This is a genomic window from Agarivorans sp. QJM3NY_25, assembly GCF_050870875.2.
GTDB lineage: Bacteria > Pseudomonadota > Gammaproteobacteria > Enterobacterales > Celerinatantimonadaceae > Agarivorans.
This window is the reverse complement of sequence record NZ_CP194041.2, coordinates 1,656,210-1,681,198: the sequence shown is the minus strand read 5'-3', so window position 1 is coordinate 1,681,198 and position 24,989 is coordinate 1,656,210. Positions and strand designations below refer to the sequence as shown.

General features: G+C 42.9%; 24 protein-coding genes. 11 read left to right on the top strand and 13 right to left on the bottom strand.

Features of this window, described 5'->3' with window-relative positions; all coding sequences use genetic code 11:
* Positions 1-2 precede the first annotated feature (2 nt).
* The 3 genes from ACRRSW_RS07765 (at position 3) to ACRRSW_RS07755 (ending at position 2,903) form a co-directional block, all read left to right on the top strand.
* On the top strand, positions 3-1,220 hold the full coding sequence (locus tag ACRRSW_RS07765) for a urate hydroxylase PuuD (protein WP_432459026.1): 1,218 nt from the start codon (positions 3-5) through the stop codon (positions 1,218-1,220).
* 239 nt (positions 1,221-1,459) lie between these two features.
* Entirely contained in the window at positions 1,460-2,356 is an 897-nt protein-coding gene (locus tag ACRRSW_RS07760; RefSeq protein WP_432459025.1) for a hypothetical protein, read from the top strand.
* Between the two features lie 154 nt (positions 2,357-2,510).
* On the top strand, positions 2,511-2,903 hold the full coding sequence (locus ACRRSW_RS07755; RefSeq protein WP_432453780.1) for a ribosome recycling factor family protein: 393 nt from the start codon (positions 2,511-2,513) through the stop codon (positions 2,901-2,903).
* 252 nt (positions 2,904-3,155) lie between these two features.
* Here the strand turns inward: ACRRSW_RS07755 and ACRRSW_RS07750 are convergent, their stop codons facing one another.
* From ACRRSW_RS07750 to ACRRSW_RS07715, 8 genes are all read right to left on the bottom strand, one after another.
* Positions 3,156-4,511, bottom strand: coding sequence for an MFS transporter (locus tag ACRRSW_RS07750; RefSeq protein WP_432453781.1), 1,356 nt, complete (start codon positions 4,509-4,511; stop codon positions 3,156-3,158).
* A 209-nt stretch (positions 4,512-4,720) separates the two neighbouring features.
* Positions 4,721-5,479 carry a DeoR/GlpR family DNA-binding transcription regulator gene (locus tag ACRRSW_RS07745; protein ID WP_432453782.1) on the bottom strand — a complete coding sequence of 253 codons (759 nt, stop codon included), beginning with the start codon at positions 5,477-5,479 and terminating at the stop codon, positions 4,721-4,723.
* Between the two features lie 138 nt (positions 5,480-5,617).
* The gene (gene ydjG, locus ACRRSW_RS07740) at positions 5,618-6,607 is read right to left on the bottom strand and encodes an NADH-dependent methylglyoxal reductase (RefSeq protein WP_432453783.1); all 990 of its coding nucleotides are present in this window, start codon (positions 6,605-6,607) and stop codon (positions 5,618-5,620) included.
* Complete coding sequence (locus ACRRSW_RS07735) at positions 6,607-7,560, bottom strand: carbohydrate kinase family protein (protein ID WP_432453784.1); 954 nt, start codon at positions 7,558-7,560, stop codon at positions 6,607-6,609. Before ACRRSW_RS07735 ends, ydjG begins: the two co-directional genes overlap by 1 nt.
* A complete protein-coding gene (locus tag ACRRSW_RS07730) occupies positions 7,557-8,402 on the bottom strand; it encodes a ketose-bisphosphate aldolase (protein WP_432453786.1) in 846 nt (281 codons plus the stop codon). Before ACRRSW_RS07730 ends, ACRRSW_RS07735 begins: the two co-directional genes overlap by 4 nt.
* Before the next feature lie 54 nt (positions 8,403-8,456).
* Positions 8,457-9,500: an NAD(P)-dependent alcohol dehydrogenase gene (locus tag ACRRSW_RS07725; RefSeq protein WP_432459024.1), complete on the bottom strand. Its 1,044-nt coding sequence runs from the start codon at positions 9,498-9,500 to the stop codon at positions 8,457-8,459.
* 18 nt (positions 9,501-9,518) lie between these two features.
* Positions 9,519-10,904 (bottom strand): MFS transporter, encoded by a 1,386-nt coding sequence (locus ACRRSW_RS07720; protein ID WP_432453788.1) that lies wholly within the window; start codon positions 10,902-10,904, stop codon positions 9,519-9,521.
* 39 nt (positions 10,905-10,943) lie between these two features.
* Positions 10,944-12,020 (bottom strand): zinc-binding dehydrogenase, encoded by a 1,077-nt coding sequence (locus ACRRSW_RS07715; protein ID WP_432453789.1) that lies wholly within the window; start codon positions 12,018-12,020, stop codon positions 10,944-10,946.
* Positions 12,021-12,738: 718 nt separating this feature from the next.
* On the opposite strand from ACRRSW_RS07715, the gene ACRRSW_RS07710 reads away from it, so the two are divergent.
* Positions 12,739-13,089 carry a HopJ type III effector protein gene (locus ACRRSW_RS07710; RefSeq protein ID WP_432453790.1) on the top strand — a complete coding sequence of 117 codons (351 nt, stop codon included), beginning with the start codon at positions 12,739-12,741 and terminating at the stop codon, positions 13,087-13,089.
* Between the two features lie 61 nt (positions 13,090-13,150).
* Here ACRRSW_RS07710 and ACRRSW_RS07705 read toward each other — a convergent pair whose 3' ends face one another.
* Together ACRRSW_RS07705 and ACRRSW_RS07700 are read right to left on the bottom strand one after the other, a co-directional pair.
* Positions 13,151-13,981 (bottom strand): substrate-binding periplasmic protein, encoded by an 831-nt coding sequence (locus ACRRSW_RS07705; RefSeq protein WP_432459023.1) that lies wholly within the window; start codon positions 13,979-13,981, stop codon positions 13,151-13,153.
* A 503-nt stretch (positions 13,982-14,484) separates the two neighbouring features.
* On the bottom strand, positions 14,485-14,898 hold the full coding sequence (locus ACRRSW_RS07700; RefSeq protein WP_432459022.1) for a DUF5329 family protein: 414 nt from the start codon (positions 14,896-14,898) through the stop codon (positions 14,485-14,487).
* A 200-nt stretch (positions 14,899-15,098) separates the two neighbouring features.
* Here ACRRSW_RS07700 and ACRRSW_RS07695 point away from each other — a divergent pair, with 200 nt between their 5' ends.
* From ACRRSW_RS07695 to ACRRSW_RS07665, 7 genes are read left to right on the top strand one after another with little or no spacing between them, the layout of a single operon-like run.
* A complete protein-coding gene (locus ACRRSW_RS07695) occupies positions 15,099-17,894 on the top strand; it encodes a monovalent cation/H+ antiporter subunit A (RefSeq protein ID WP_432453794.1) in 2,796 nt (931 codons plus the stop codon).
* Positions 17,894-18,247 (top strand): Na+/H+ antiporter subunit C, encoded by a 354-nt coding sequence (locus ACRRSW_RS07690; protein ID WP_432453795.1) that lies wholly within the window; start codon positions 17,894-17,896, stop codon positions 18,245-18,247. Before ACRRSW_RS07695 ends, ACRRSW_RS07690 begins: the two co-directional genes overlap by 1 nt.
* Positions 18,247-19,758, top strand: coding sequence for a monovalent cation/H+ antiporter subunit D (locus tag ACRRSW_RS07685; RefSeq protein WP_432459021.1), 1,512 nt, complete (start codon positions 18,247-18,249; stop codon positions 19,756-19,758). Before ACRRSW_RS07690 ends, ACRRSW_RS07685 begins: the two co-directional genes overlap by 1 nt.
* Positions 19,758-20,258: a Na+/H+ antiporter subunit E gene (locus ACRRSW_RS07680; protein ID WP_432453797.1), complete on the top strand. Its 501-nt coding sequence runs from the start codon at positions 19,758-19,760 to the stop codon at positions 20,256-20,258. The genes ACRRSW_RS07685 and ACRRSW_RS07680 overlap by 1 nt, the downstream gene beginning before the upstream one ends.
* Positions 20,252-20,521, top strand: a complete 270-nt coding sequence (locus ACRRSW_RS07675) for a K+/H+ antiporter subunit F (RefSeq protein WP_432453798.1) — start codon at positions 20,252-20,254, stop codon at positions 20,519-20,521. Before ACRRSW_RS07680 ends, ACRRSW_RS07675 begins: the two co-directional genes overlap by 7 nt.
* Positions 20,522-20,530: 9 nt before the next feature.
* Entirely contained in the window at positions 20,531-20,896 is a 366-nt protein-coding gene (locus ACRRSW_RS07670) for a Na+/H+ antiporter subunit G (RefSeq protein WP_432453799.1), read from the top strand.
* Complete coding sequence (locus ACRRSW_RS07665; protein ID WP_432453800.1) at positions 20,886-21,509, top strand: DUF938 domain-containing protein; 624 nt, start codon at positions 20,886-20,888, stop codon at positions 21,507-21,509. The genes ACRRSW_RS07670 and ACRRSW_RS07665 overlap by 11 nt, the downstream gene beginning before the upstream one ends.
* 56 nt (positions 21,510-21,565) lie before the next feature.
* Here the strand turns inward: ACRRSW_RS07665 and clpX are convergent, their stop codons facing one another.
* From clpX to tig, 3 genes are all read right to left on the bottom strand, one after another.
* Positions 21,566-22,843, bottom strand: a complete 1,278-nt coding sequence (clpX, locus tag ACRRSW_RS07660) for an ATP-dependent protease ATP-binding subunit ClpX (protein WP_432453801.1) — start codon at positions 22,841-22,843, stop codon at positions 21,566-21,568.
* Positions 22,844-22,957: 114 nt separating this feature from the next.
* Complete coding sequence (clpP, locus tag ACRRSW_RS07655; protein ID WP_432453802.1) at positions 22,958-23,581, bottom strand: ATP-dependent Clp endopeptidase proteolytic subunit ClpP; 624 nt, start codon at positions 23,579-23,581, stop codon at positions 22,958-22,960.
* Positions 23,582-23,670: 89 nt separating this feature from the next.
* A complete protein-coding gene (gene tig / locus ACRRSW_RS07650; protein ID WP_432453803.1) occupies positions 23,671-24,972 on the bottom strand; it encodes a trigger factor in 1,302 nt (433 codons plus the stop codon).
* Positions 24,973-24,989: the final 17 nt, after the last annotated feature.

The window sequence follows — 24,989 nt, the reverse complement described above, 5'->3', positions numbered from 1 at the left end:
CTATGTGGCCACAGCTTTACGAATGGTTAGCTCTGTTTATTAAATGGTTTCATGTGATCGCTGGCATCGCCTGGATTGGCGCGAGTTTTTACTTTGTCTGGTTAGATAATAATCTCAGAACGCCACCGGAATGGAAATTAAAAAAAGGCATTAAAGGGGATTTGTGGGCGGTGCATGGTGGTGGCTTTTATGAGGTTGCCAAATACCAGGTGGGGCCAGAGAAAATGCCCGAGCATTTACACTGGTTTAAATGGGAAGCCTACAGTACGTGGCTGAGCGGCACCCTACTGTTATTTTGGATTTACTACTTGCGAGCCGAGGCGTATTTAATCGACCCTCAAGTGATGATGTTAAGTGCTGGCCAAGCAGTGAGCATTGGTATTGGTGGGATCGCTGGTGCTTGGTTACTGTATGAAGGCTTGCTGCGCTCGCCAATTGCCGAAAAACCGCTATTACTGAGCGTCATTTTAGTGGTCTTGGGGGCACTGTTTTGTTATGGCTTTAGCCAAGTGTTTAGTGGCCGCGGCGCCTTCATTCACATGGGCGCCCTTATCGGCACAATCATGGTTGCCAACGTGTGGGTAAAAATTATTCCCGGACAACGCAAGATGGTGGCCCAAGTTAGTGCCGGAGAGGCGGTTGATCCTGCCCCCGGTTTAGAGGCGAAACGCCGTTCGGTACATAATAACTACCTCACCTTGCCGGTGATTTTTTTGATGATCAGTAATCACTATCCGATGATTTACCAACATCACTATAGTTGGTTAATCCTCTGTGCCCTGATCGGGTTAAGTGCCTGGATCCGTCACTTCTTCAATCTGAAACATCAAGGCATTGATAAACCCAGCATCATCGTGAGTGGTGCTATCGGTTTACTACTGTTAGCTATATTCGTCAGCTGGACTGGCAGCAGATCGCAGTTAAACGCAGCAAGCACCGCCAGCTCGACGGTTAAGCAAAATGCCTTAACCAGTGCTCAACAACAGGCGAGTGCAATTATTCAGCAGCGCTGCAGCTCCTGTCATAGCCGCACCCCAAATGATGACATGTTTACCACAGCCCCCGGAGGAGTGATGCTGGACCATTGGCAAGACATTGATCGCTGGAAAGAACGTATTATTGCTCGAGCCACCGTAAGCAAAGACATGCCATTTTTAAATAAAACACAAATGACTGAGCAGCAACGCCAGCAACTACAACAATTGCTCAGCGCGGAATAAATCGAACAATCAGCGCTGAATACCAAAGTAGCCTGGTATTCAGCCTGCTCTCGTTTTCGGCTCGCCTCCGCCCCTGCCAAATTAAAACTCATAGCCTCGCTGTAGACGATTTAGATCAAATTTGTGTCGACTAATTGCAGACAAAACACTCAGCCCGTCAATCTTAATGCGCTTGAACTAAACTTAAAGCAACTTGCTAGGTTCATTTAACGCACCACTGATGGTTTTGGAGAACGGCAATGGATAAATTAACCCTTGAATACCGAAGATATGGCCCTTGGATGATGGAGGTAAAGGCGCTCATCGACATTCCACCGCAATTTGAGCACTACCAACAAGCGATCTTAGCCGCAAAATATTGCTTCAAAGTTCCGGTAGACCAAGCTCGGCGGGATCTAGAGCCAGGCATGCTGATGTATCAAAGTGTGGTGATTCTAGAGGCTAACAGGATCCGCGTACTTAGTTTCAACAAGGCTGCAGAATTACAAGAACAGGCTCTGGACTATGCCGACATCAACTATATAGTTCACAGCGGTGACTTACTGTCCTGTCATTTGCAGCTGTTTTCAAGGCACCACAGCATCCATATTGACTACAGCCTCGTGTCGGTAAACATTGCCGCCAAAGCACTTCACATCATCAGAGACGCGATGCATCAACATAGCCAGCCGTTAGCGCTGACTCAGCACGAACCCGTTAAGGGGGCTAAACTCCAGGTCTATCAATATTTTTTACAACGTGAAGCAATCACCGAACCCGTGAGTATATTAGCCTTTCAAGCCTCACGTTCCCTCGACGAAGAACTGACCAAAGGCTTCCAGCACTTATTAGCTCGGCTGTTTAGATACAAAATGCAAGACGTATTATTTATGAGTGATGGCCATGATCTAATGATCTCAAATTGGGGGACCGATATCATTCGAGAAAAACGTACCGATTATCATGTTGAGCATTTGTTCATCCCTTGGCGACTCATCAAAGGCATGTCTCTCGGTGAGCACCCTCGTTTCAGCTACCTAAAAACATTACAAGTACAAACTCAATTTAGAGACTTTACTTTTTCGGTAGAAGCAGACTTTTCTCTCGATCCGCTACTGGACTTCCAGCAAAAAATGCAAAACCTAACACTCGCCTAAAAAGTATCACTCACCGACAAAAACACTAAACTCAGTGATTTTTATCGGTGAGCATATTATCGAATCATCCAAACCGACCAGCGCAGTAACTATTCACGCCAAGCCAAAGGACAGAAATTTGAATTTAAATTGAATTGCATGCAGAATTCTATCGATGACCGATACCACAATTGATATCCAACTGCCTTCCTTAATCCGCCAAATCGGTGGCAACGAAGTCAAACTCGCCAAACAAGTCGCCTTAATTTATAGCTGTCAAATTAAACGTATTCGCCGCTCAAGAAACTGGCTAGTGACTGGCGAAGCACCGCAATTACAACAACTCTCGCAAGCCCTTAAACAGCAGCAACCATCAGCCAGTGCGTATCTGATTCACAAAATCGAACAAGGGCTTCAGAAATATGGCGCGCAATTAGAGCCCGTTGCTGTGAAACTACAACGATTAGTGCAAGAAAACCACAACATCACACTAGCCGAGCTCATGCATCTCACCGACTGCAGCATCGCCGAAGCGAGGAGCGCCAGATTTTCCGGCGACGAACTATAAAATGGGTCAGCGCACCATGCCAACTTGCGCATTGCCATTAAATCTTTAACAAACACATATATTCTAGGTTTGAATAAATCAAACAACGGTATCCAAAAAAGGCTGCCTCCGGCAACCTTTAGTGTTTTTACTTTCAGATTCATAGTCAATGAACTGAAAAATAAAACTCAGTGACTCTTTACGACCCTGCTAGTTGTCACCAGTCATTTTACTTCACGCTCAACGAGGACGATGAAAGTCTATCCAATCAAGCTATAACTGAGAAATTTTTTCTAACGAAACCGTTCTGGTTTCGATACCAAAAACAAGCAACAAAAAAGCGCATAAAATTAAAATAGCACCTAATACAACAAAAACCGTTTTTGAGCCATAATCGGTCAACAGCATCGCCACCCCATAAGGCGCAATAACAGCAACAAATCGGCCAACAGCATTCACAAGCCCAGATCCACGTAATCGCATATGCGTTGGCCATAACTCTGGAATATAAACTGCCGAAGAAAAGCATACATACATATAAAGGAAAAAAACCATCACAAGTCCGCATACAATAATTTTTAATTCACTCGTTTGAAGCGAATAATAATATCCCATAACCGCAATGATAATGAGTAAACTAGAGCCAAAAAGTTTTCGAGGGTATTTGTCAATTGTTAAAGTAGCGAAAAACACACCTGCAGGAGCGCCCAACATAATCATCGAAGTCATCACAATTGATTTTGTCACTTCAATGCCAGAATTAACAAAAATGGTTGGGATCCAAACCGTGATCGTATATAAAGATATATTCATCGCAACCAGAACGGTAATGGCAACTAATGTTCGCCTTAACATACTTCCTTTAAAAAGGCTCCAAAATGAATCACTTCCTCTAACGTTTTCTAAATAATAGTTATCCCGTTCACAATGGCTAAGTTTTATATTCTCTTTAATCTCTGTCCGTAACTCAATATTCCGTAAGTTATTTTCAGCTTGCTCTCCCCTGCCTTTTCCTTCCAACCATCGTGGCGATTCGATAAAATATTTCGCGGATAAATACCAAGCGATCAACATCAATACCCCACCCAACAAAAACATCAACCGCCAACTAAAATATGAAATCACAACTGCGCCAATCAACGCCGATATCACAGGTGACCAATTCCCTACGAAAGAAAGCCTAGCAGACCACTTTCCCCTTACGTTAGCGGGGATGAACTCAACAAAAGACGCATAACCAACCATGATCAGGGCACCCATACCGATCCCCATCAAACAGCGGAAAATAATCAACCAGTACATATCTGGAGAAAATGATGCCGCCATTGCTGATATACCAACGATGAGTAAGTTCATACGAAAAGCTTTGCGCCTTCCAAGCTTATCGCCAATAAACCCTCCGGCGACAGAGCCGATAAAGTAGCCCGCCATTAAGGCCGAGGTGAAGGCGGCATTCAGGTAATTATTCGACCAGCCATTACTCACCAGCTCAGCCAAAACGATATTTCCCGAATAACTTAAAAAGCCGGTAAATAACAAGCTCATACTAATAATACCAAATATCTCGTAATGAAAAACTGAGAAAGGGATACGGTCTAGCCGCGCCCCTATATGGCCAACATTATTCATATTACATACCTCTGTACGCTATTGACAAATATATTATTTATAGCCAATAGCAAGCATGATTACTGGCAACTTTATTATTAATAAAATTGCCAAACCAAATTACCATTATTCTATTTACAAATGGAAATCAAATCGCGGCTTTAATAAACTAATCATACTAAGACATATAACAATGTAGTCATTAAGGATAGGGCGCCTAAACAATCACATTAAAATATTAGCTTTATATTATTTTTGTCGCAAAACTCAATCCATTTATTCCCAGGAGATTTATCAGTCACAATATAATTTATATTGTCAAAGTTCACCAATTTAACAAAGGCCTTACGTTCAAACTTAGAGTGATCGACCAAAAGTACAACTTCAGATGCCTGTTTGATCATTGCTTTTTTAACATCTGCTTCCGCGGCCGTAGAATCGAGCGCACCACTTTGCATATCAAGCCCTTTACAACTCATCACCATAATATCGACATGATGTTTGCTAATAGCTTCTTTGGTCATGACACCCTGCATAGAAAGCGACGTTTTATTTAACTCACCACCAGTGGAAACAAGGTTTACCTCAGCGGTCGCTAATTCATGAATAGCTTCCGCTGAATTAGTCATGATTGTGATGTCACTTCTATCTCTTAAAAGTTTTAAAAACTCCATCACAGTGGTACTTGAGTCAGCCGCCAGTGTGGTTACATTTTCTAAGCAGGATTGTGCCTTTAATGCAATAGTCTGCTTTTCTTCATGGAGCGACTTGGTTCTTTTATAAAAATGAACATTATCAATAATGCCGTTCGCATTTAAAACTGCACCACCATAAGTACGCGTAATAAAACCTTGCATTTCAAGCTTTTCAAGGTCACGACGGATTGTTTCTTCGGTCACCTTAAAAATAGTACTCAAATTCACCACGGTAACTTTTTTATCGTTAGTGACCATTTGTTTAATAGACTGAATTCGATCTTTTGCTGACACTGGATTACCTCTGTTTCTTCCCATAAAACATACAAATAAGTATGCCATTCACTATATTTATTTGCAAAATATTGTATTTGAATCACAGAAAAACATGCGTGTTTACCAAAAAAACAGAGGTATTCGTGTTATCAACGATTACTGCCCGTCATCCAGCGCTTCAGCCATTTTCCGAATCAATAAGCTATCTTCTTTAGTCAGTTGAATAGACATTGCCTTCACATTTTCTTTGACCTGCTCTGGTGAAGTTGCACCGGTCAAAATCGAAATATTGTTACTTTGGGCCAATATCCACGCTAACGCGAGAGTTGGAATAGAACACTGATATTTCTCGCATAAAGGCTGCCATTGCTTCAGCATATTGATCACTTTGCCCATATTCTCTTTCTGAAACCATTTCTTATTGGCTCGCGCGCCTGTAGGAATATAGTCGGGCTCAATATCCCCCGTTAACAGGCCTTGCTCCAGCGGTGAATATACCTGTAAAACAATTCCGTGTTGCTCACATAAAGGAAGCAGTTTTTCTTCAACCTCTCTATCTAACAGACTATATTTGGCTTGAACAATATCAAGCTCACCATATTTGAGATAAGTTTCAATATGCTCGATGTCGACATTGGCTGCACCAATGGCTTTGATTTTCCCCTCTTTTTTAAGTTTATTTAACTCTTCCATTGTTTCAGATACAGGAGTAAAGAAAGGTGGAACCGACTGCCAATGCGTCATATAAATATCAACATAATCAACATTCAGACGCTTCAGACTGGTCTCAATTTCCTCGCGAATTGACTCTGGCGATAGATTTTTATAAAGCTGACGCTCACCAACTTTATTAAATAAACTGCCCTTACGTTCCCAGACGATGCCGCATTTAGTCTCAATCACAACATCCTCTCGATTGAGCTGAGCCAATGCTTTACCAACAATCACTTCGCTATTGCCAAAATTATAACCAGGTGCTGTATCGACAAGGTTAATACCGCATTTATGGGCTTCGACAATGGTATCAATACATACCTGATAATCGAGGTCACCATTCCATGCAGGGCCACCGCCTATCGCCCAAGTTCCAAGACCCATTTTAGAGATCTTCAATCCGCTGTTCCCCAACGGGGTCATTTTCATCATTACGCATACTCCTCGCACTCTTTGAGCAATTCTTCAACAATTTTTCTATGGGTAACACCCGTCGTGGCGCCAACGTACAGAACCGATATCGCAGCGGTTGCATTCGCGAAACGAGCACACTCAGCTAGCGGCATACCTTCCAAAATCCCAGATATAAAACCTGATGCAAAGTTGTCTCCCGCGCCGATGGTATCAATCGCTGTAATCCCCTGAACGGCAGGCACAAGCAATGTCTGAGCAGCATTTTTTATATAACATCCTTGCTTTCCGGTCTTAATCACAACCGTTTTTACACCACACGCTAAAAATGTATCCGCGATTCCCTCTAACTCACTTTCTCCAGTTAGTAATTTTGCTTCTTCAAAGTTTGGGAAAAGGTAATCAACATAAGCCAGAGCCTCACGGATATCCGCCAACGTCTCATTAAGCCTTGGTTTAATCATATCGGCGCAAATAGTTAACCCTTCCGCTTTTGCTGCAGAGAAAATCTGTACCAAAGCGTGTCCATTTAGTAATGGGCTATTAAAAATACTTGCAAGAGATAATAATTTGGCCTGTTTAAAACGTGAAAAATCTATATCCTTAAGATTAAGCTTCCACAAACTACCATTTCGATTGGTAACAAAAGTACGCTCCCCATCCTTTGTCACCAAACCGACATTAATTGAAGTATCAATATCCCCATCCACGACAAGATCTTCAATATCTATTCTTTCCCGATTACATGCTTCAAGAATAAAATTTCCTGGTGCATCATTACCTACTCGACTTATTAATGCAGTTTTATGCCCAAGACGAGAAATAATCGTTGCTTCATTGATTGCATCGCCACCAATAGTCATTGAAATTCGTTCTAAAGGATACGAATCAATATCGAACATATTCTTATCCACTGGCTGCAGAGGAATATCAACAATAGCTGCACCAACACAGATAACATCAATATTACTCATACAAGGGCTTCCGCTTTTCCATCTGAACCAAACAATGTAATTTTTTCTAAGGCACGCCCCATAATCGCTTTACGAACTTCACGCTCTAAATGTAAAAATGGTTGATTGCAATTCTTCTTCACCGCAACCATTGCCGCCTCACACAATTCTGTATGAATATTAATTTTTGAGATCCCTAGAGAAATCGCAGTGCTAATATCGTCATCACTAATTCCGGAGGCACCATGCAGAATAATTGGAACCGACACTGCATCACGAACTTTTTGTATAACATCAAAGTTTAATTTTGGCTCGGAAGTATATACGCCATGCTGATTACCAATGGCAACGGCCAACGAGTCGCATGCAGTACGCTCAACAAATTCAGCAGCCTGTGATGGATCGGTATAGTGATAGTTAGCAAGCGCCTCCTCGTATACCGTCTCACTGCCGACGTGCCCTAGCTCCGCTTCAATCGGGACACCTAGTGGGTGGAAAAAGTCGACCGCCTCTTTAGTTAGACGAATGTTTTCCTCGAAATCATATGCTGACGCATCTCGCATCAGTGAGTTCATGCCATGCGTCCAAGCATTATGAATAATCTCCATACTGCGCCCGTGGTCCCAATGAGTAATCACCGGAACGGTGGCCTTCTCAGCCATAGAGACCATCGTATGAGCAAAATCCTCGAATGAAGTATTCCCCACAAATCCGGTACCAAAAGAGATAATTACCGGCGATTTGGCCTCTTCAGCAGCATCCATGACCCCCATCAACATTTCAGCATTCCAAACATTGAAATGAGGAATTGCGTAATGCTCACGCTGTGCCTTTTCTTCCCAATACTTAACACTTGACAACATAATTAATTAACCCTTCTTATTTACACCATTGATTTTATTTATTGACACACCGACTCAAGCAATTAGCTTAATAACCCCCTTAATGATTTCTTTTTTATTATTCACCGACTCTTCAAAAGCTCTTTGAACATCTGCATATTCATAGATATGTGTCACCATTGATTTAACATTAAATTTTCCAGATGAGATGGCTTCAATCGTGACGGGATAGCGATTGGCATAGCGAAATACCGTTTGAATACTGACTTCCCGATTAATTTTTAAAAAGTTAATCGCAGAGTCACCCGGAACAGTACCGACGATCATGATTTTGCCACCACGCATAACCAGTTGAGGTGCTTGTTTAACTGTGATTTGCGACCCCGCAGTTTCAAAAACAATATCGGCGCCAAGTTCACCTAATACAGCTTGAGCACGTTCGACAGTATCTTCTGTTGCACCATTAATGATTGCGGCAGCACCGAGTTCATGCGCCATGACTAAACGCTTTTCTAAAACATCGACCACGACAATTTCAGATGCGCCCATACATAAACAAGCTTGCAATGTCATCAAACCAATACAACCTGCGCCCAAAATAACAATTTTTTTACCAGGCTTAACATCAGCCAACATAGCGGCATGAATGCCTACCGCCGCAGGTTCAACTAATGCGCCTTCCATGGTGTCCATATTATCTGGTAACTTGTAAGTGAAGCTTTCTGGATGACAAAGATAGTTTGCAAGCGCGCCACGGTAGTTGGGCTGCGTCGCCATAAAGTCAACATCAGGGCAAATGTTATATTTGCCTTCTAGACAAAAACGACACTTACCACATGGCACACCAGGCTCAATATTTACTCGGTCGCCAATTTTAAATTTAGTCACTTTATGACCGACTGCGGCCACTGTTCCTGCACATTCATGACCGAGACCTATCTCCTGATTCGGATCTTTGGGTGGGATAAATGGGCCTGATTCAAAACCATGTACATCAGAGCCACAAATTCCAACGTATTCGACCTTAATTAAAACTTCATCATCTTTAGGCACCGGAATTTCCGCTTGAATAAATTCCATAACGCCTGGGGTTTTTAATACTGCTTTTTTATTTTTCATATTTAACTCTCACAAAATTTATGATTCGCTGGTAACAGCATCCATACCTATATTTTCGACAGATTCCCCTTTAGTTTCGACGCCCATAATAGAAATGACGATGGCAACCAGCACAGATACGGACCCTAGTAAAATAAATACACTCGAGACACCATAATTTGTGAGTAACGTTGCAACTGCATAGGGCGCAATAATTCCGCTAATACGACCAACTGAATTTGTTAGTCCTGAGCCCCGTAATTTTGCTTCCGTAGGCCAAATCTCGGGAACATATACCGCTGACGCGTAACAAACGTACATATATACAAAGGTGATTAAAAAGAATCCAAACAATGTAATCATGAACATACTTGTTTGCAGAGAATATGCGTATCCAAGGGCTGCGATGATTAATAACAAACCAACGCCCATCGTTTTTCTTGAAATTTTATCCATGACTAGCATCGCAATAAAAATTCCGAATGGAGCGCCAAACATACTCATGGTATTTAAAACAATAGAGTCTTTTAAATTAATACCTTGCTCCATGAAAATGGTTGGTAACCAATTAATAAGCGTATACTGAACAACATTCATTGCGATAAGTACAAAGGAACCTAAGATCACCCTTTTCAATAAAACACCTTTTAATAAAGCTGAATAAGGCAACTCTTTTGATTTGCTTTGTACCGCTGTATTTATCTCTGGCTCAGCTAAAGGTTTTCCAGTTTGAAGCGTCACTTTTTCTTCAATATCCGTCATGATTGCTTCTGCTTCAGCGTAACGACCTTTGGACTCTAGCCAACGAGGAGACTCTGGAAATTTTTTATAGGCAATCCAAGTTGCAACGATAGATAGTAGAGCGGGGATTAATAATTGTACTCGCCAGTTCAGTTCAGCAGACAGTAATGGGGTTAATCCCATGGCGATCAGCGAACAAATCGGATAAGACCAATTACCTATAAAAGAGGCCCTGCTTGACCAAGTTCCTCGATTACGACCAGGCATATACTCTGTATATCCGGCAAACAACATGACCAATAATGAACCAAGGCCAAAACCCATTACAAAACGACAGGCGATAAGAAAATCCATGCTATATGCACATGCACCGACGATCATAGAAACAATATGAATCGCCTCAAAAAGCAAAAAGCTTTTCTTTCTTCCTATTCTGTCACCAATAATTCCGCCGATTAATGCGCCAGCGAACATGCCTGCCGTCGTAATAGAAGAAAATACTGCGCTAGAATTATTATCGGTCCAACCCAGTTCCCTTAAATGCGCTAATATCAGCCCACCAACAGCATTGCTCCAACAAACAAGTAATCCAAATGAGACCATAGCAAACATATTAAAATGCCATTGACTATCCGGTAGACGGTCTAATCTCGCCCCACAATGGGGAGGTAGCGTTTTTTCCATTTGTTTATTCCTTCCTATTTAAAAGAAACTAGCCTTATGTCACTCATCAAAGTCGTAGGTCATAATGACTTTAATCGCGGTTTTATCGACCATCGCATCAAACCCTTTTTCCCACTCAGATAGGCCAATACGATGAGTAATCATTGGTTTAACTTGGATAGCCCCCGAAGCCAGCAAACGGATAGCATTTCTCCAGGATGTGGAGTCATAAGCCATATGACCAATGATGCTTTTGTTCCAGGCCGTAATGTCATTAATGGAAAAATCTAAAGGCGCAAAACCCATCCCGACTCGTACCACTTCACCATTTGGCCGTAGCATCTCAATGGATTGTTTTAAGGCGATATTGGCACCTGAGCACTCAATCACTAAACCAAGATTATCTTTTCCACATATGGTCTGGCAGCGCTCGACAACATTCTCTCTCGACGCATTTACTACAGCGGTGGCACCCAGTTGTTTCGCGACCCCAAAGCGAACGGCGGCGTCTTCTTCAAGTCCCACAACAACGATATTAACGGCCCCCATAATGCGAGCCATCTGAACCGAAAATAAACCTAATGGCCCAGTTCCAATGACCACAATGTCCTGCCCAGGCAAAAACTTAGACTGCTGAGCAATCGACTTGTAAGCATTACAGATGGGGTCAAGAACACATGCTTCTTCGTATTCAACCCCTTCAGGAATTTCCCACAACGCATGACGATGAATGTTGAGGATCTCTCCGGGGACGAGACAATACTTTGAGAATCCTCCTCCCCATTTATTATTATCCAATCCCAAGTTCACTTTTTCTGTACAACACAGAAAATCACCTTGTTCACAAGCAGGACAAACACCACATACATGTCCGCTGTTATCGGATACCACTCGCTGACCGACCGCCCAACCTTGAACATTATTGCCAACTTCAACAATTTTACCGGCAAATTCATGGCCACGAACTGAGTTAAACTCATCAGAACCGCTATCAACTTTGTAATGTTTCATATCAGCACCGCAAATTGCTGCAGCTTTGATTTCAACAATTAAATCATCAGGACCACACACTGGAACTGGTGCGTCAATCATCTTATAACCACCGAATTTTTTACCAAAACGAGCTAATGCTTTCATTTAATACCCTCTCTCTAGTTGATTTATCTTTATTTTGTTTGCGCAATCTTTCTATATGGCGCGTTTTGTGTCAACACAAACACCTTTGAAACAAAGATTTTGTGTCAAAAACACAGATTTGATCACAAAATAATGTCCGAACAAAAGAATTGAACCAGTGTTTCAACTTTCTAGAGATAAAATAATGAAGTGACAACACACCCGCGAACCGAAGAAACGGACATAAGATGCGGTTATACAAAGGAAAATCAGCTGTTCACTGCCACTTTCAACTTCACTAACAACTAAACGGTGTATTGTTTATTTGTTAGTGAAGTTTCATAAAATGTCCTAACACGGCGAACCATTCACTCGTTATCGAGTCAGCCCGGGCTCAATGGAGCTTGTGTTGGATACTCGTTGCATAGCAAATTCTTGGAAACAAAGGAAAATAGCTTGAAGTGGTAACGAAGGCGTTAGCGACGCGCGAAGACGTGCATTTTCGCTGTTACTTTTAGCTTAAATCAATCTTTGGTGACAACTTTCAAAGCTGTCATCGCGCTCTTAAGTAAAAAACTACATTACACTGTCGCCCCTTTAAACAGGGCGCAAAAAAACATTTTAGAGGACAGTAATCCATAATACGTCTTCCCATTGACCCTAGTGACGATAGCCTCTAAGGTGAATACCATTTGACCCTCTAAAGCCTAAATCAAGCAATCATAGGAAGTTATAACAGATGACGAAGCCAGTACTCGGCCAATTTATAAGCAAACTCACGCAAGCACCACACAGTATTCGTTTTGCAGACAGCATGACGCTGATAGACACGCTTTACGATTTTACGCCAAGCGCTTTTAGCAATGGTCAACAACATAATGCGGCCGGGGAAAACTCTGGTTCATGTAAGATTTTTGCCTTTGCCAAACAGCAAGGTTTAGATGAGCAACAAAGCTTGGCACTTTTTGGTGAGTACTATCAAGATGTACTGAATACACCCGATGGCAACGATCACCAAAACATTCGTCAATTTATGACCAATGGTTGGTCTGGGATCGTGTTTTCGCAAGCTGCGCTGAGTGAGAAATAACGGCGCAAGAATAGCCTTATGCATACAGCCCTCTGTAAGCATAAGGTAACAGAGCTTAAGCTCAATAAAGTGCCAGTTTGTTTTGCGATTGTTCTGAGAGCCACAATTGCAGATGTTTATCAAACAAACGTTCGAAGACCTTAAACTCACTCAGCTGACTCAGATGCTGCTGCAAATGTAGCTTTAAACGCGGAGTATTGCATGCGGATTTTTTAGAAAAAGCAAAATACAGAGGTTCTACCGAGATCGGGCTTGGCAACGCGCTCACCTGTTGCTTTAACCCAGCCAACTCCAACAGGGCTAAACCTTGGTATAACTCGTACAAGAAATAATCAAACCGTTCAGCCATTAACATCTCAAAGGAACGCTCTGCGCTGCCGCTAGCATAAAGGCTTAGATGAGATTTTGCATATTGGTCGAAAGCTTGACCAAAGCTATTATTAGCTAAGGTACCACCACGCTTACCCAATAAATCTTGCCAACGATGAAAAGGAAAATCGTGACCTTTCTTCACCCACACCATACTTAATACATCGGTAAATTGGGGTTCAATGTAATCCAAATATTTTACACGCGCATTGGTTTTAAAAGCTCCCGCAATCATATCGACACTACCATGTTCAGCTTCTTTCAATGCTCGCCCCCATACACCTCGATCACGAGCGACAACTTTGATCCCGGTATCAATTAGCGCCAACTCTAATAGCTCGATAGCGATGCCATGCAATTTTCGATCATGAGATCGCCATAAGATCGGGGGATATTCGGCATTTCCAGTGACCACCAACTGAGAGCAAGAAGAGAAATCCTGACTCGCCGATGTGGGAGAGACAAGGGTGCCAAACATCAAACCGAAAAACAGATAAAGTTTTAATAAATGAGCAATCTGCATGGCACGCCTTGCTTTAAGAAAATATTTTGAGATTTAAACAAAGTTTGGATCTAAGTTAAGCACTGAGCAAATAGTTATTAATGAACTCAACATAATATAACCAGATGAAAAGAATAGAAAACTTTCAAATGAAAGACTGATGACATTGAACGTTCGCAAATCGTACCGACTCATTAAAGCATCCCAGGTGAATGCGAACGAATACCAATCTAATTAATTATACGATCAACTTATGGCGCAGAATAAATCTGCCGATAACCTGCAATAGCGAGAGGTTCTAGTGACAAGATACAACACGCAGTTAGCGATGATTTAGGCCAACAAGAATGAACAGTTAATGAGTTAGATTGGTATAACCACAGTCGATATTGTGTATGAGAGTGCAGCAGTGCTACAACAAATATGTAGCAATGCAGTAGCCATTTTGAATTCGCTGCGTCAAAGGAGAGATAACATGTAGTCGCTCAGACCTGGTCTGAGCGACTACATGTAAGAACTTGAATTTAATTACTTTTGTTGTGATCGTCATAAATCGCAAGTTGTTGATATAGCCAAATGCCAGCCTCCACTTGTTGCCCGTCGACAAATCGAATCAAATAGGGCTGACCACTGAATGAAGACCTGCTAGCCAATTTGTCGATAAACATTTCCGCGGTCCATTGCTCTTTATTTGGAGCAAACCAACTGTTTTGAGCACGATCTAGTTTCATTCTTAAATGAGCGACAGCTTGTTGCGAGTCATGCACCGTACCATTACGAATGAACACTAAATGGGTTCGATCCATTGCCTCAAATAAGCCTTCGATACGCGCACGTTGATAGTCCCAAGCTTTCAATTCAGATGCTCTGACAGACAAAATCAAACCGCTGACAATAACAATACTGATGTACCATATGCGATGGAAATGTTGCTTCACTCCCCCTCCCTACGCTATGCCTGTCACTGGTTTCGTCTTTTTTCATATGACTCATGACCGAGTGATGATTAAAACATCAACTTTCACTAAAACCCTTGAGTATATCTGCCCCCCACGCAACTAAGCGTGGATATTCTAATCAATAGTGTCTATGATTTTGTCATAAATATCTAACACCTAGCCAATGGAGCCACCAGCTAATGCACTATTTCTGGGTACCGTTTTTGCCCATCTTGGGAATTTTTGTTCCCCTACTCAGCGCAAGACTTAACCGAAGTGCTTGTGCACTTGCCACCGCGCTATTACCCGCTTTAGCCTTAACCCTGATTTTACTCGATTTACCCGCAGTATACGCGGAACATTTATTCACCCAGAGCATTGCTTGGATCCCTCAGCTTGGTTTGTCACTGTCCTTTCGTCTAGACGGCCTCGCGGTGTTATTTAGCCTATTGATTCTGGGGATTGGCTTATTGGTCATCCTATACGCACGTTATTACTTGTCAGAAAAAGATAGCATTGGCCGCTTTTATAGCTATTTGATCATGTTCATGAGCGCCATGCTCGGTATTGTGATGTCCAATAATATGCTGCAGCTATGGTTTTTTTGGGAGCTAACCAGCATTAGTTCATTCCTACTGATTGGTTTTTGGTCGCATAATAGTGATGCTCGAAAAGGCGCTCGTATGGCGTTGACCGTGACTGGCGCGGGCGGATTAGCCCTATTAGCAGGCATTATCTTACTTGGCCAAGTCGTAGGTAGCTACGAGCTAGAAGTGGTTTTAAACAGCGCCGAACTAGTACAACAACACCCTTATTACCTAACCATTTTACTGTTATTTTTACTCGGTGCATTTACCAAGTCGGCACAATTCCCCTTTCATTTTTGGTTACCTCACGCCATGGCCGCGCCAACACCTGTGAGTGCTTATTTGCATTCAGCAACCATGGTTAAAGCTGGTATCTTCTTATTAGCACGTTTTTATCCGGTGTTAGCTGGCACCGAAGTATGGTTTGCAGTGGTATCACTAACGGGGCTATTCACCCTGTTACTGGGGGCATATACCGCATTATTTAAACACGATTTAAAAGGTTTACTCGCCTACTCGACCATTAGCCACCTCGGTTTGATTGTATTATTGCTGGGACTCAACACTGAACTGGCGGCAATTGCAGCTGTATTTCATATTATCAACCATGCTATTTTTAAAGCGTCGTTGTTTATGGCCGCCGGCATTATTGACCATGAATCCGGCTCCCGAGACATGCGAAAACTCAATGGCTTATGGAAATATATGCCGATTACCGCCACCCTAGCGATGGTTGCATCAGCTTCAATGGCTGGAGTACCTTTACTCAACGGTTTTTTATCCAAAGAAATGTTTTTTACCGAGACCCTCGATCAAAGTATTTTGGGCTCGCTTTCTTGGTTAATTCCGGTGCTTGCGACAATTGGCGGAGCCTTCGCTGTCGCCTATTCATTACGCTTCATTCATGACGTATTTTTTAATGGTGAGCCGAAAGGGTTAAGTAAAACACCTCACGAACCGCCACGCTATATGCGAGTGCCAGTAGAAGTATTAGTGGCGCTATGCCTATTAGTTGGGATTTTCCCCGGTTACACCATCGAAAAACTACTCAACAGTGCCTCGTTTGCAGTCTTGCAGCATCCGCTGCCTACGTTTAGCTTAGCGATTTGGCATGGCTTCAACCTGCCATTATTGATGAGTGGCTTAGCAATTGTTGGCGGCGTATCGATTTATCTGAACCGCAAGCCTTTGTTTCGCTTTGACGGACTATTTCCAGAAATCGATGCTAAAGCCGTATTTGAAGGCATGATTCAGTCTTGCGTTCATTGGGCACAACGGCTTAACCGAGTATTGGAGTCCGGTTCGTTACAACGGTATGCTTTTTGTTTATGCTTTTTTGCCCTGTTACTCATCGGCCCACCGCTGCTTGAATTAGAGACCACTCGCGGTGGACAAGCTGAATACCCGCTAAATGGCTCATTCATTATTGCCGCCGTGCTATTAATAGCTGGCTCTTTGGCCACGGTGATATGGAGTCACTTACGCTTAATTGCCCTATTAATGTTGTCTTTGGTCGGTTTGGTGGTGTCAATTACCTTCGCTTATTTCTCCGCTCCCGACTTAGCCCTCACTCAATTGTCGGTAGAGATCGTCACCGTTATTTTACTTCTGCTAGGTTTATATTTTTTCCCACAACAAACCCCTACCAGCAAAAACCGTCCGAGTCACTTTGTTCGCGACCTAATACTGGCCTCATTACTCGGTTGTGTGATTGGTAGTATTTGCTTTGCTCTAATGACCCACCCTCTGGATAGCATCTCTCAATTCTTCCTTGATAATGCAAAAATAGGAGGAGGCGGAACCAACGTGGTGAACGTTATTTTGGTCGATTTCCGCGGCTTTGATACCTTCGGTGAAATTACCGTATTAGGCATTGCGGCCTTAGGGATCTATAAACTCATCGCGCGAATGCGACTCTCGATGCGTAGCAAAGACTACCAAGGTCGTGCTTGGGCCAGCGACCGCTACCCGCTGCTGCTCTCGGTGGTATCACAAAGTTTGCTACCGCTGTTTTTACTGATTTCCGCTTATATTTTTATGCGTGGACACAACCTACCCGGTGGTGGGTTCATCGCAGGTTTAATTACTTCAATAGCCCTCATTCAGCAATATCTTGCACACGGTGTAAATTGGATCAGTAAACGGGTCAGTTTAAACTACCATCTCCTGATTGCTGCCGGTTTAAGTATCGCCGCTCTCACTGGCTTTGGTAGCTGGTTATTTGGTCGCCCTTTCTTAACCTCTTGGTTTGACTATGTATCATTACCTTGGATAGGCAAATTTGAACTTACCAGCGCGATGATTTTTGACCTCGGTGTTTATCTCACCGTGATTGGTGCCACACTGATGATTTTGGCTAACCTTGGCAAACACACCACCAAAGAACGACTTACGGTAGGAGAACGATAATGGAAACTATCTATGCCGTTTGTGTCGGCTTTATTAGCGCTTGTGGTATCTTCTTAATGTTACGCGGCCACACATTCACTCTGGTAATTGGCTTAACCCTGCTCTCTTACGCCGTCAACCTATTCCTCTTCGCCAGCGGCGGCTTAACCATTGGCGCACCAGCAGTATTAAATGGGAGCACTCACTATGCTGACCCACTGCCACAAGCCTTGGTCTTAACCGCAATTGTGATCGGTTTTGCGATGACCGCATTTGCGGTCATTTTAGCCATGCGGGGACGCGCCGATTTAGGCAATGACCATGTCGATGGAACCGAACCTGTAGATCCACTCGCCCCAGAGGAAAAAGCGTAATGAGCCTATTTGATCACCTCGTTATTTTCCCGGTATTACTGCCCTTCACGATTGGCGTGATATTGCTATTTCCGGGCCTAAATAACTCCTTAGCTAAACAACGTTTGATTTCCATCGCTGCAAACCTGTTACTGGTCGTAGTCGCAATTTGTTTGTTAAGCAAAATACAAACCCAAGGCATTCAGGTTTATGCCTTAGGTGATTGGTCTGCCCCCTTTGGGATTGTATTAGTCGCCGATGCCTTCTCGGTATTGTTAGTCAGCCTAAGTGCCGTGTTAGGCCTCGCGGTGGTACTTTATGCCAGTGCCGGTGAAGATAGAAACGGCGCTTTTTTTCATGCACTAATCATGTTTCAGCTGATGGGGATCAACGGTGCTTTTCTCACCGGAGATGCCTTCAACTTATTCGTGTTTTTTGAAATATTATTGATCGCATCCTATTCGCTAATGATTCACGGTGGTGGCAAACAGCGTACTCAGGCAAACATTCACTATGTATTTTTAAACTTAATTGGCTCGTCTTTGTTTTTATTTGCTTTAGGCACCCTATATGGCACCTTAGGTACGCTTAATCTTGCAGATATGGCAGACAAACTATCCCAATTATCCGCCAATCAACTACTCATAACTAAAGCAGGCGCACTGTTACTATTAGCTGTATTTGGCCTAAAAGCGGCGATGCTACCGCTGCACTTTTGGTTGCCGAAGGCTTATGCCAACACCAGCGCACCAGTGGCAGCACTATTTGCCATTATGACTAAAGTGGGGATCTACAGTATTTGGCGTATCCACGGTGTGATGTTTGGCAATCAAGCCGGCGAATTGGCCAACATTGCCTTACCTTGGTTATGGCCGATCGCCTTAAGCACCATTGCGATTGGAGCGATAGCCGTATTAGCCAGCCAAAGCTTACGTGTGCTAAGCAGTAACCTGGTGATCCTATCTGTCGGAACTTTATTAGTCACTATCGCCTTAAACAGTGTACAAGCGAGCACCGCAGGAATTTACTACTTACTTCATAGTACCCTCGCAGGGGCCGCAATGTTTCTCCTAGCAGGACTGATTCAACAACAACGAGGCAAAGCCGAAGATCGCTTTGTGAGCGCTCGCGCAATGCCTCAATCTGCTAAGCTAGGCCTTATCTTTGTCCTGTTAGCCATAGCCCTGATTGGCATGCCGCCGCTCTCTGGGTTTGTCGGAAAAGCATTGATATTACAAGCAGCAAGTAGCACAAACCAAATGCTGTGGGTATGGCCGCTGATGTTGATCGCCGGACTAGTTACGCTAATCGCCTTATCACGAGCCGGCACCTCGCTATTTTGGCGAACCAATGGCGAGAACTCGACCGCTTTACCAGGCCACCCTTTACAATACCTCGCCATTGCCTTGTTAGTCGGACTACTTCCCTTGATGGTCATTTTTGGGAGCGCGGTGACGGATTATACCAAACTTGCTGCCGAGCAACTCAATGCAGGTTTAAGCCTTGAACAACTCAATGAGGTCGCCAAATAATGAATAACAAGCATCAATTCCTTTGGTTCCCCACCCCCTATCACAGTGTTTTGCTATGGCTGGTGTGGCAAATTTTACATGATTTTAGTCGTGGGCACATGGTACTCGGAGCAGTATTCGCGATTGTGATTCCTTGGGTCGTTGCGCCTTTAAGTGAAAAGGAGCCCGTCTCCAAAAAACCATTTAAAGTATTGCTTTATATACTGCGTTTGATTGGTGACATCATCGTCTCAAATTATGATGTTGCAAAACGTATTGTTCAAAGTAACCATCAATTGCAGCCTGCTTTTGTCGCAATCCCTCTCTCACTACGTGAACCTTTACCACTCACTATTTTAGCAAACAGTGTTTCGCTAACCCCTGGCACAGTGAGTCTAGAGTTATCCGAGGATAGGCAGTGGCTCTACGTACACGTATTGCATCTGGAAGACGAGCAGCAGCTAATTAAATTAATTAAACAACGTTATGAAGCCCCGTTGAAGGAGATTTTTGAATGTTAGCCTACGCCATCTTAATTGCTAGTGGCTTAATTTGCTGTGCCTTAGCACTCAATGCGTGGCGCCTGATTATTGGCCCATCCACACCTGATCGGATCATCGCTGTGGATACCATGTATATCAATAGTATTGCGCTGATTGTGTTACTCGGCCTATATCAAGGCTCTGCCAGCTATTATGAGGGAGCATTACTCATCGCACTCCTCGGTTTCGTGAGTACTTCAGCATTTTGCAAATATCTGCTGCGCGGCGATATTATCGAATAGGACATAAATATGACTATATTTCTAGAAATGATTATTAGTTTACTGGTGCTATTGGGCGCGATCGTTATGTTAATCGGCTCAATTGGTTTAGCCAAATTTCCTGATTTTTTTACTCGCTTACATGCCCCCACCAAAGCAAGTACACTAGGTGTCGGCTGTATTCTACTCGCTTCGTTATTATTCTTTTGGATTGAGCAGAGCTACCCGAGTTTTAAAGAACTGTTAATTTCTATGTTCTTATTAATCACCGCCCCCGTAGCCGCGCATATGCTCGCGAAAACAGGTTTGCATTACAAAGTTGCGATGAAAAACAATACTCAAAAGCAGAACTTAGCCAAACAAGCCTATTTACATAAGCATCCCAATGAACCGTAAACAACATCCAGCGACTTTTTTTAGCCAAGCGGCAGAGAACAACAAACAAGCCATATTGGCGCAACTATTACCATGGCTCAAGCACCATAATTCAATACTAGAGATTGGGTCTGGTACTGGCCAACATGCAGCCCACTTTGCTGCGGCCTGTCCTCACCTGATATGGCAGTGCTCGGATCTACAACCTAACCTTGCTGCCATTAACTACTGGCGGCAACATATGCAACTCACTCAACAACCCAAGCCACTAAGTTATCAAGTTGGTGAAGACTCTTGGCCCTGCGACGTGGATGCGGTATACACAGCCAATACTGCGCATATTATGACAGAACGTGTAGTTAAAACTATGTATCTGGCCATCGGGCAATACCTCCCCGAACAGGGCCACTTTTTTCATTATGGTCCTTTTAAACAAGCAGCAGAGTATTCTAGCGAAAGCAACCGAGCATTTGATCGCCAATTACTACAAGCGGGCTATGGAGGCTTGAGAGACTTAGAGCAACTGCAACAGTGGGCAAGTACCGTTGCGATGACTTTGCGACAAAAAATTGAAATGCCTAGCCATAACCTACTACTCATTTGGCAAAAAAAAACTAATCACCAACCAATTTAGGCATAAAAAAAGCCAATCATAAGATTGGCTTTTAGATTTTAAGTTGACTCACAGAATTAATCGGCGCTAGCTGCTTTATCTTCATTGCTGTAGATCAAAATCGGATCGCTTTCACCTTGGATCACCGTTTGATCAATCACTACCTTAGAGATATTATCAATCGAAGGTAAATCATACATAGTATTCAGCAATACGGCTTCAACAATGGAGCGCAGGCCACGAGCCCCTGTTTTACGTTCCATCGCTTTATTAGCGATAGCTCGTAACGCGTCTTCGCGAAACTCCAGCTCAACATCTTCCAACTTAAACAAAGCACCATACTGTTTAGTCAGTGCATTCTTCGGTTCGCTTAAGATCTGAATCAAAGCCTCTTGATCGAGCTCTGTCAAGGTAGCTACCACAGGTAAACGACCAATAAACTCGGGGATAAGACCATACTTGACTAAATCTTCAGGCTCAACTTTAGAGAAGGTTTCACTTAATGAGCGTTTATCGGCTTCGCCTTTAACTTCAGCTCCAAAACCAATTCCGGTACCCGTTGAAGCACGTTGTTCAATCACCTTATCTAAGCCAGCAAACGCACCACCACAAATAAACAAAATCTTAGAGGTGTCTACCTGCAAAAACTCTTGTTGTGGATGTTTTCGGCCACCTTGCGGAGGAACCGAAGCAACAGTGCCTTCGATCAACTTAAGCAAGGCTTGTTGTACACCTTCACCAGATACATCACGAGTAATTGATGGGTTATCCGACTTACGTGAAATCTTATCAATTTCATCAATGTACACTATCCCACGTTGCGCTTTTTCAACGTCGTAATCACATTTTTGCAGCAATTTTTGGATAATATTTTCAACATCTTCCCCAACATAACCGGCTTCGGTTAAGGTGGTTGCGTCAGCCATCGTAAATGGTACATCCAACAAACGAGCCAAAGTTTCCGCTAATAATGTTTTACCACTACCAGTTGGACCAATCAGCAAGATGTTGCTTTTACCAAGCTCAATACCGTCTGCGACATCACCATTACGTAAACGTTTGTAGTGATTATATACCGCCACCGCCAGTACTTTTTTCGCATGGTCTTGACCAATTACATAGTCGTCAAGATGAGCTCTAATTTCCTTAGGAACCGGTAGTGAATCACCCTCTTTCTTCGGCGATATCTCTTTTATTTCTTCTCGAATAATGTCATTACATAATTCAACACATTCGTCACAAATATAAACGGAAGGCCCGGCAATCAGCTTTCTCACTTCATGCTGGCTTTTACCGCAGAAGGAGCAATACAGTAGTTTACTACTATCTCCATCACCTTTGCGCTTATCTGTCATTCGCTAACCTCAAACTATTTAGCAGTTCAGCCCTTAATTACAGTGTAAATCAAACTGCTGAGAATGCTATTTTCACTATGTTCTTATCTAAACAGACCGAGAATTGACTATAGCCTATTCACGACGCGCAAAGATATCGTCGACGATACCATATTCTTTGGCTTGTTCTGCTGTCATATAGTTATCGCGATCGGTGTCTGCAGCGATAGTATCAAAACTTTGCCCAGTATGCTCGGCCAACAACTCATTCATACGACGTTTTGTTTTGATGATCTCATTTGCATGAATTTCAATATCCGAGGCCTGACCTTGATAACCACCAAGAGGTTGGTGGATCATCACCTTAGCATTCGGCAAACAATAACGCTTACCCTTGGCCCCTCCAGCCAACAAAAATGCTCCCATGCTGGCTGCCATCCCCATACACACGGTACTAATGTTAGGCTTAATAAACTGCATGGTATCGTAGATGGCCATACCTGCACTAATAGAACCACCAGGTGAATTAATATAAATGAAAATATCTTTTTCTGGACTTTCTGACTCGAGGAACAACAACTGTGCAACCACTAAATTGGCCATGTGATCTTCTACTTGGCCAGTTAAAAAGATCACGCGATCTTTTAATAAGCGAGAATAGATATCATAAGAACGCTCCCCTTTAGAGGTTTGCTCAATAACCATTGGCACCAAAGCTGCCATGGGGTCGAATGCAGACTGATTAACTTCTTTAGACATTGATGCGCTCTTCCTTTAAAAAAATGGCTCGTATGTAGTACATACGAGCCATTATATGCGAGATAAAGGTGCTTAAGTCAAATTAGAACTTAGTTTGCACCTTGTTTGTTCATGATTTCATCAAAAGCGACTTCATTTTCAGTTACTTTAGCTTGTTCAAGTACAAATTCAATCGCTTGCTCTTCTAATACTACATTACGAATGTTGTTCATTAACTCTTCGTTCTTAGCATAGTACTCTAAAACCTCTGTTGGATCTTCGTACGCAGAGGCAAAAGAAGCGATATGTGCTTTCACTTTTTCATCATCAGCTTTCAGTTCGTTAACCTTAATTAACTCACCTAATAACAGACCAGTACTCACTCGGCGTTGTGCTTGCTCTGTGAACAACTCATCCGGAAGCTCTGGCGCATTTTGTGCATTTTCACCAAAACGTTGCATGGCTTGCTTACGTAATTGCTCTACTTCTTGAGAAACCAGTGCAGCAGGCACTTCAATTGGGTTTTGCTCTAACAAACCAGAAATAACTTGCTCTTTCACACCCGTTTTAAGCGTTTGCTCTAGCTCGCGCTCCATGTTCTTACGGATCTCAGCTTTTAACGCATCCAGTTCACCAGACTCGATCCCGAACAACTTAACAAATTCTTCGTTGACTTCCGCAAGTTCAGGTTTTTCAACTTTATTTACTTTAATATCGAAAGTTGCAGCTTTTCCTTTCAGTTGTTCTGCATGGTAATCTTCAGGGAAGTTAACTTCGATAACAAACTCGTCACCAACTTTCTTACCTAAAACACCATCTTCAAAACCAGGAATCATACGGCCTGCGCCCATTTCAAGATCAAAAGCTTCTGCTTTGCCGCCTTCGAACTCTTCACCGTCGATCTTACCTAAAAAGTCTAGGTTTACACGAAACTCATTTTTAATCATGCCCTTGGTTTCTTTCCAAGCAGCTTGTTGCTTACGCAAAGTATCGATCATTGCATCAACGTCTTTATCGTTAACTTGTGCAACTTTCTTCTCAACTTCAATTGCGTCTAAGCCTTTAACTTCAACTTCTGGGAAAATTTCAAAAGTAGCAGTGAAGCTAAACTCACCATCAGTCGTCTCACCAGGTTGAAGAGCTGGCGCTCCAGCTGGGTTTAGTTTCTCTTGAATGATAGCTTCGTAGAATGAACGCTGCATTGCTTGACCAGTTACATCTTGACGTACGGCTGCACCGTAGCGTTTTTTGATGACACTCACTGGCACTTTACCAGGGCGGAAACCATCGATACGTGCGCGACGTGATTCTTCTTGAAGCGCTTGCTCAATTTGTTGTTCGATTTGTGCAGCGTCAATCGAAATCGTAACACGACGCTCCAAGCCCTGAGTTGTTTCTACTGAAACCTGCATTTTATTACCTCGGCTAT

Excerpts from the sequence above, each read along its gene's own strand:
- ACRRSW_RS07730 (WP_432453786.1), bottom strand. The coding sequence starts at position 8,402 with ATGTTGTCAAGTGTTAAGTATTGGGAAGAAAAGGCACAGCGTGAGCAT.
- ydjG (WP_432453783.1), bottom strand. The coding sequence starts at position 6,607 with ATGATGAAAATGACCCCGTTGGGGAACAGCGGATTGAAGATCTCTAAA.
- ACRRSW_RS07690 (WP_432453795.1), top strand. The coding sequence starts at position 17,894 with ATGGAAACTATCTATGCCGTTTGTGTCGGCTTTATTAGCGCTTGTGGT.
- ACRRSW_RS07715 (WP_432453789.1), bottom strand. The coding sequence starts at position 12,020 with ATGAAAGCATTAGCTCGTTTTGGTAAAAAATTCGGTGGTTATAAGATG.
- ACRRSW_RS07710 (WP_432453790.1), top strand. The coding sequence starts at position 12,739 with ATGACGAAGCCAGTACTCGGCCAATTTATAAGCAAACTCACGCAAGCA.
- ACRRSW_RS07685 (WP_432459021.1), top strand. The coding sequence starts at position 18,247 with ATGAGCCTATTTGATCACCTCGTTATTTTCCCGGTATTACTGCCCTTC.
- ACRRSW_RS07665 (WP_432453800.1), top strand. The coding sequence starts at position 20,886 with ATGAACCGTAAACAACATCCAGCGACTTTTTTTAGCCAAGCGGCAGAG.
- ACRRSW_RS07765 (WP_432459026.1), top strand. The coding sequence starts at position 3 with ATGTGGCCACAGCTTTACGAATGGTTAGCTCTGTTTATTAAATGGTTT.
- ACRRSW_RS07725 (WP_432459024.1), bottom strand. The coding sequence starts at position 9,500 with ATGAAAAATAAAAAAGCAGTATTAAAAACCCCAGGCGTTATGGAATTT.
- ACRRSW_RS07750 (WP_432453781.1), bottom strand. The coding sequence starts at position 4,511 with ATGAATAATGTTGGCCATATAGGGGCGCGGCTAGACCGTATCCCTTTC.
- tig (WP_432453803.1), bottom strand. The coding sequence starts at position 24,972 with ATGCAGGTTTCAGTAGAAACAACTCAGGGCTTGGAGCGTCGTGTTACG.
- ACRRSW_RS07705 (WP_432459023.1), bottom strand. The coding sequence starts at position 13,981 with ATGCAGATTGCTCATTTATTAAAACTTTATCTGTTTTTCGGTTTGATG.
- clpP (WP_432453802.1), bottom strand. The coding sequence starts at position 23,581 with ATGTCTAAAGAAGTTAATCAGTCTGCATTCGACCCCATGGCAGCTTTG.
- ACRRSW_RS07720 (WP_432453788.1), bottom strand. The coding sequence starts at position 10,904 with ATGGAAAAAACGCTACCTCCCCATTGTGGGGCGAGATTAGACCGTCTA.
- ACRRSW_RS07695 (WP_432453794.1), top strand. The coding sequence starts at position 15,099 with ATGCACTATTTCTGGGTACCGTTTTTGCCCATCTTGGGAATTTTTGTT.
- ACRRSW_RS07675 (WP_432453798.1), top strand. The coding sequence starts at position 20,252 with ATGTTAGCCTACGCCATCTTAATTGCTAGTGGCTTAATTTGCTGTGCC.
- ACRRSW_RS07670 (WP_432453799.1), top strand. The coding sequence starts at position 20,531 with ATGACTATATTTCTAGAAATGATTATTAGTTTACTGGTGCTATTGGGC.
- clpX (WP_432453801.1), bottom strand. The coding sequence starts at position 22,843 with ATGACAGATAAGCGCAAAGGTGATGGAGATAGTAGTAAACTACTGTAT.
- ACRRSW_RS07760 (WP_432459025.1), top strand. The coding sequence starts at position 1,460 with ATGGATAAATTAACCCTTGAATACCGAAGATATGGCCCTTGGATGATG.
- ACRRSW_RS07755 (WP_432453780.1), top strand. The coding sequence starts at position 2,511 with ATGACCGATACCACAATTGATATCCAACTGCCTTCCTTAATCCGCCAA.
- ACRRSW_RS07735 (WP_432453784.1), bottom strand. The coding sequence starts at position 7,560 with ATGAGTAATATTGATGTTATCTGTGTTGGTGCAGCTATTGTTGATATT.
- ACRRSW_RS07680 (WP_432453797.1), top strand. The coding sequence starts at position 19,758 with ATGAATAACAAGCATCAATTCCTTTGGTTCCCCACCCCCTATCACAGT.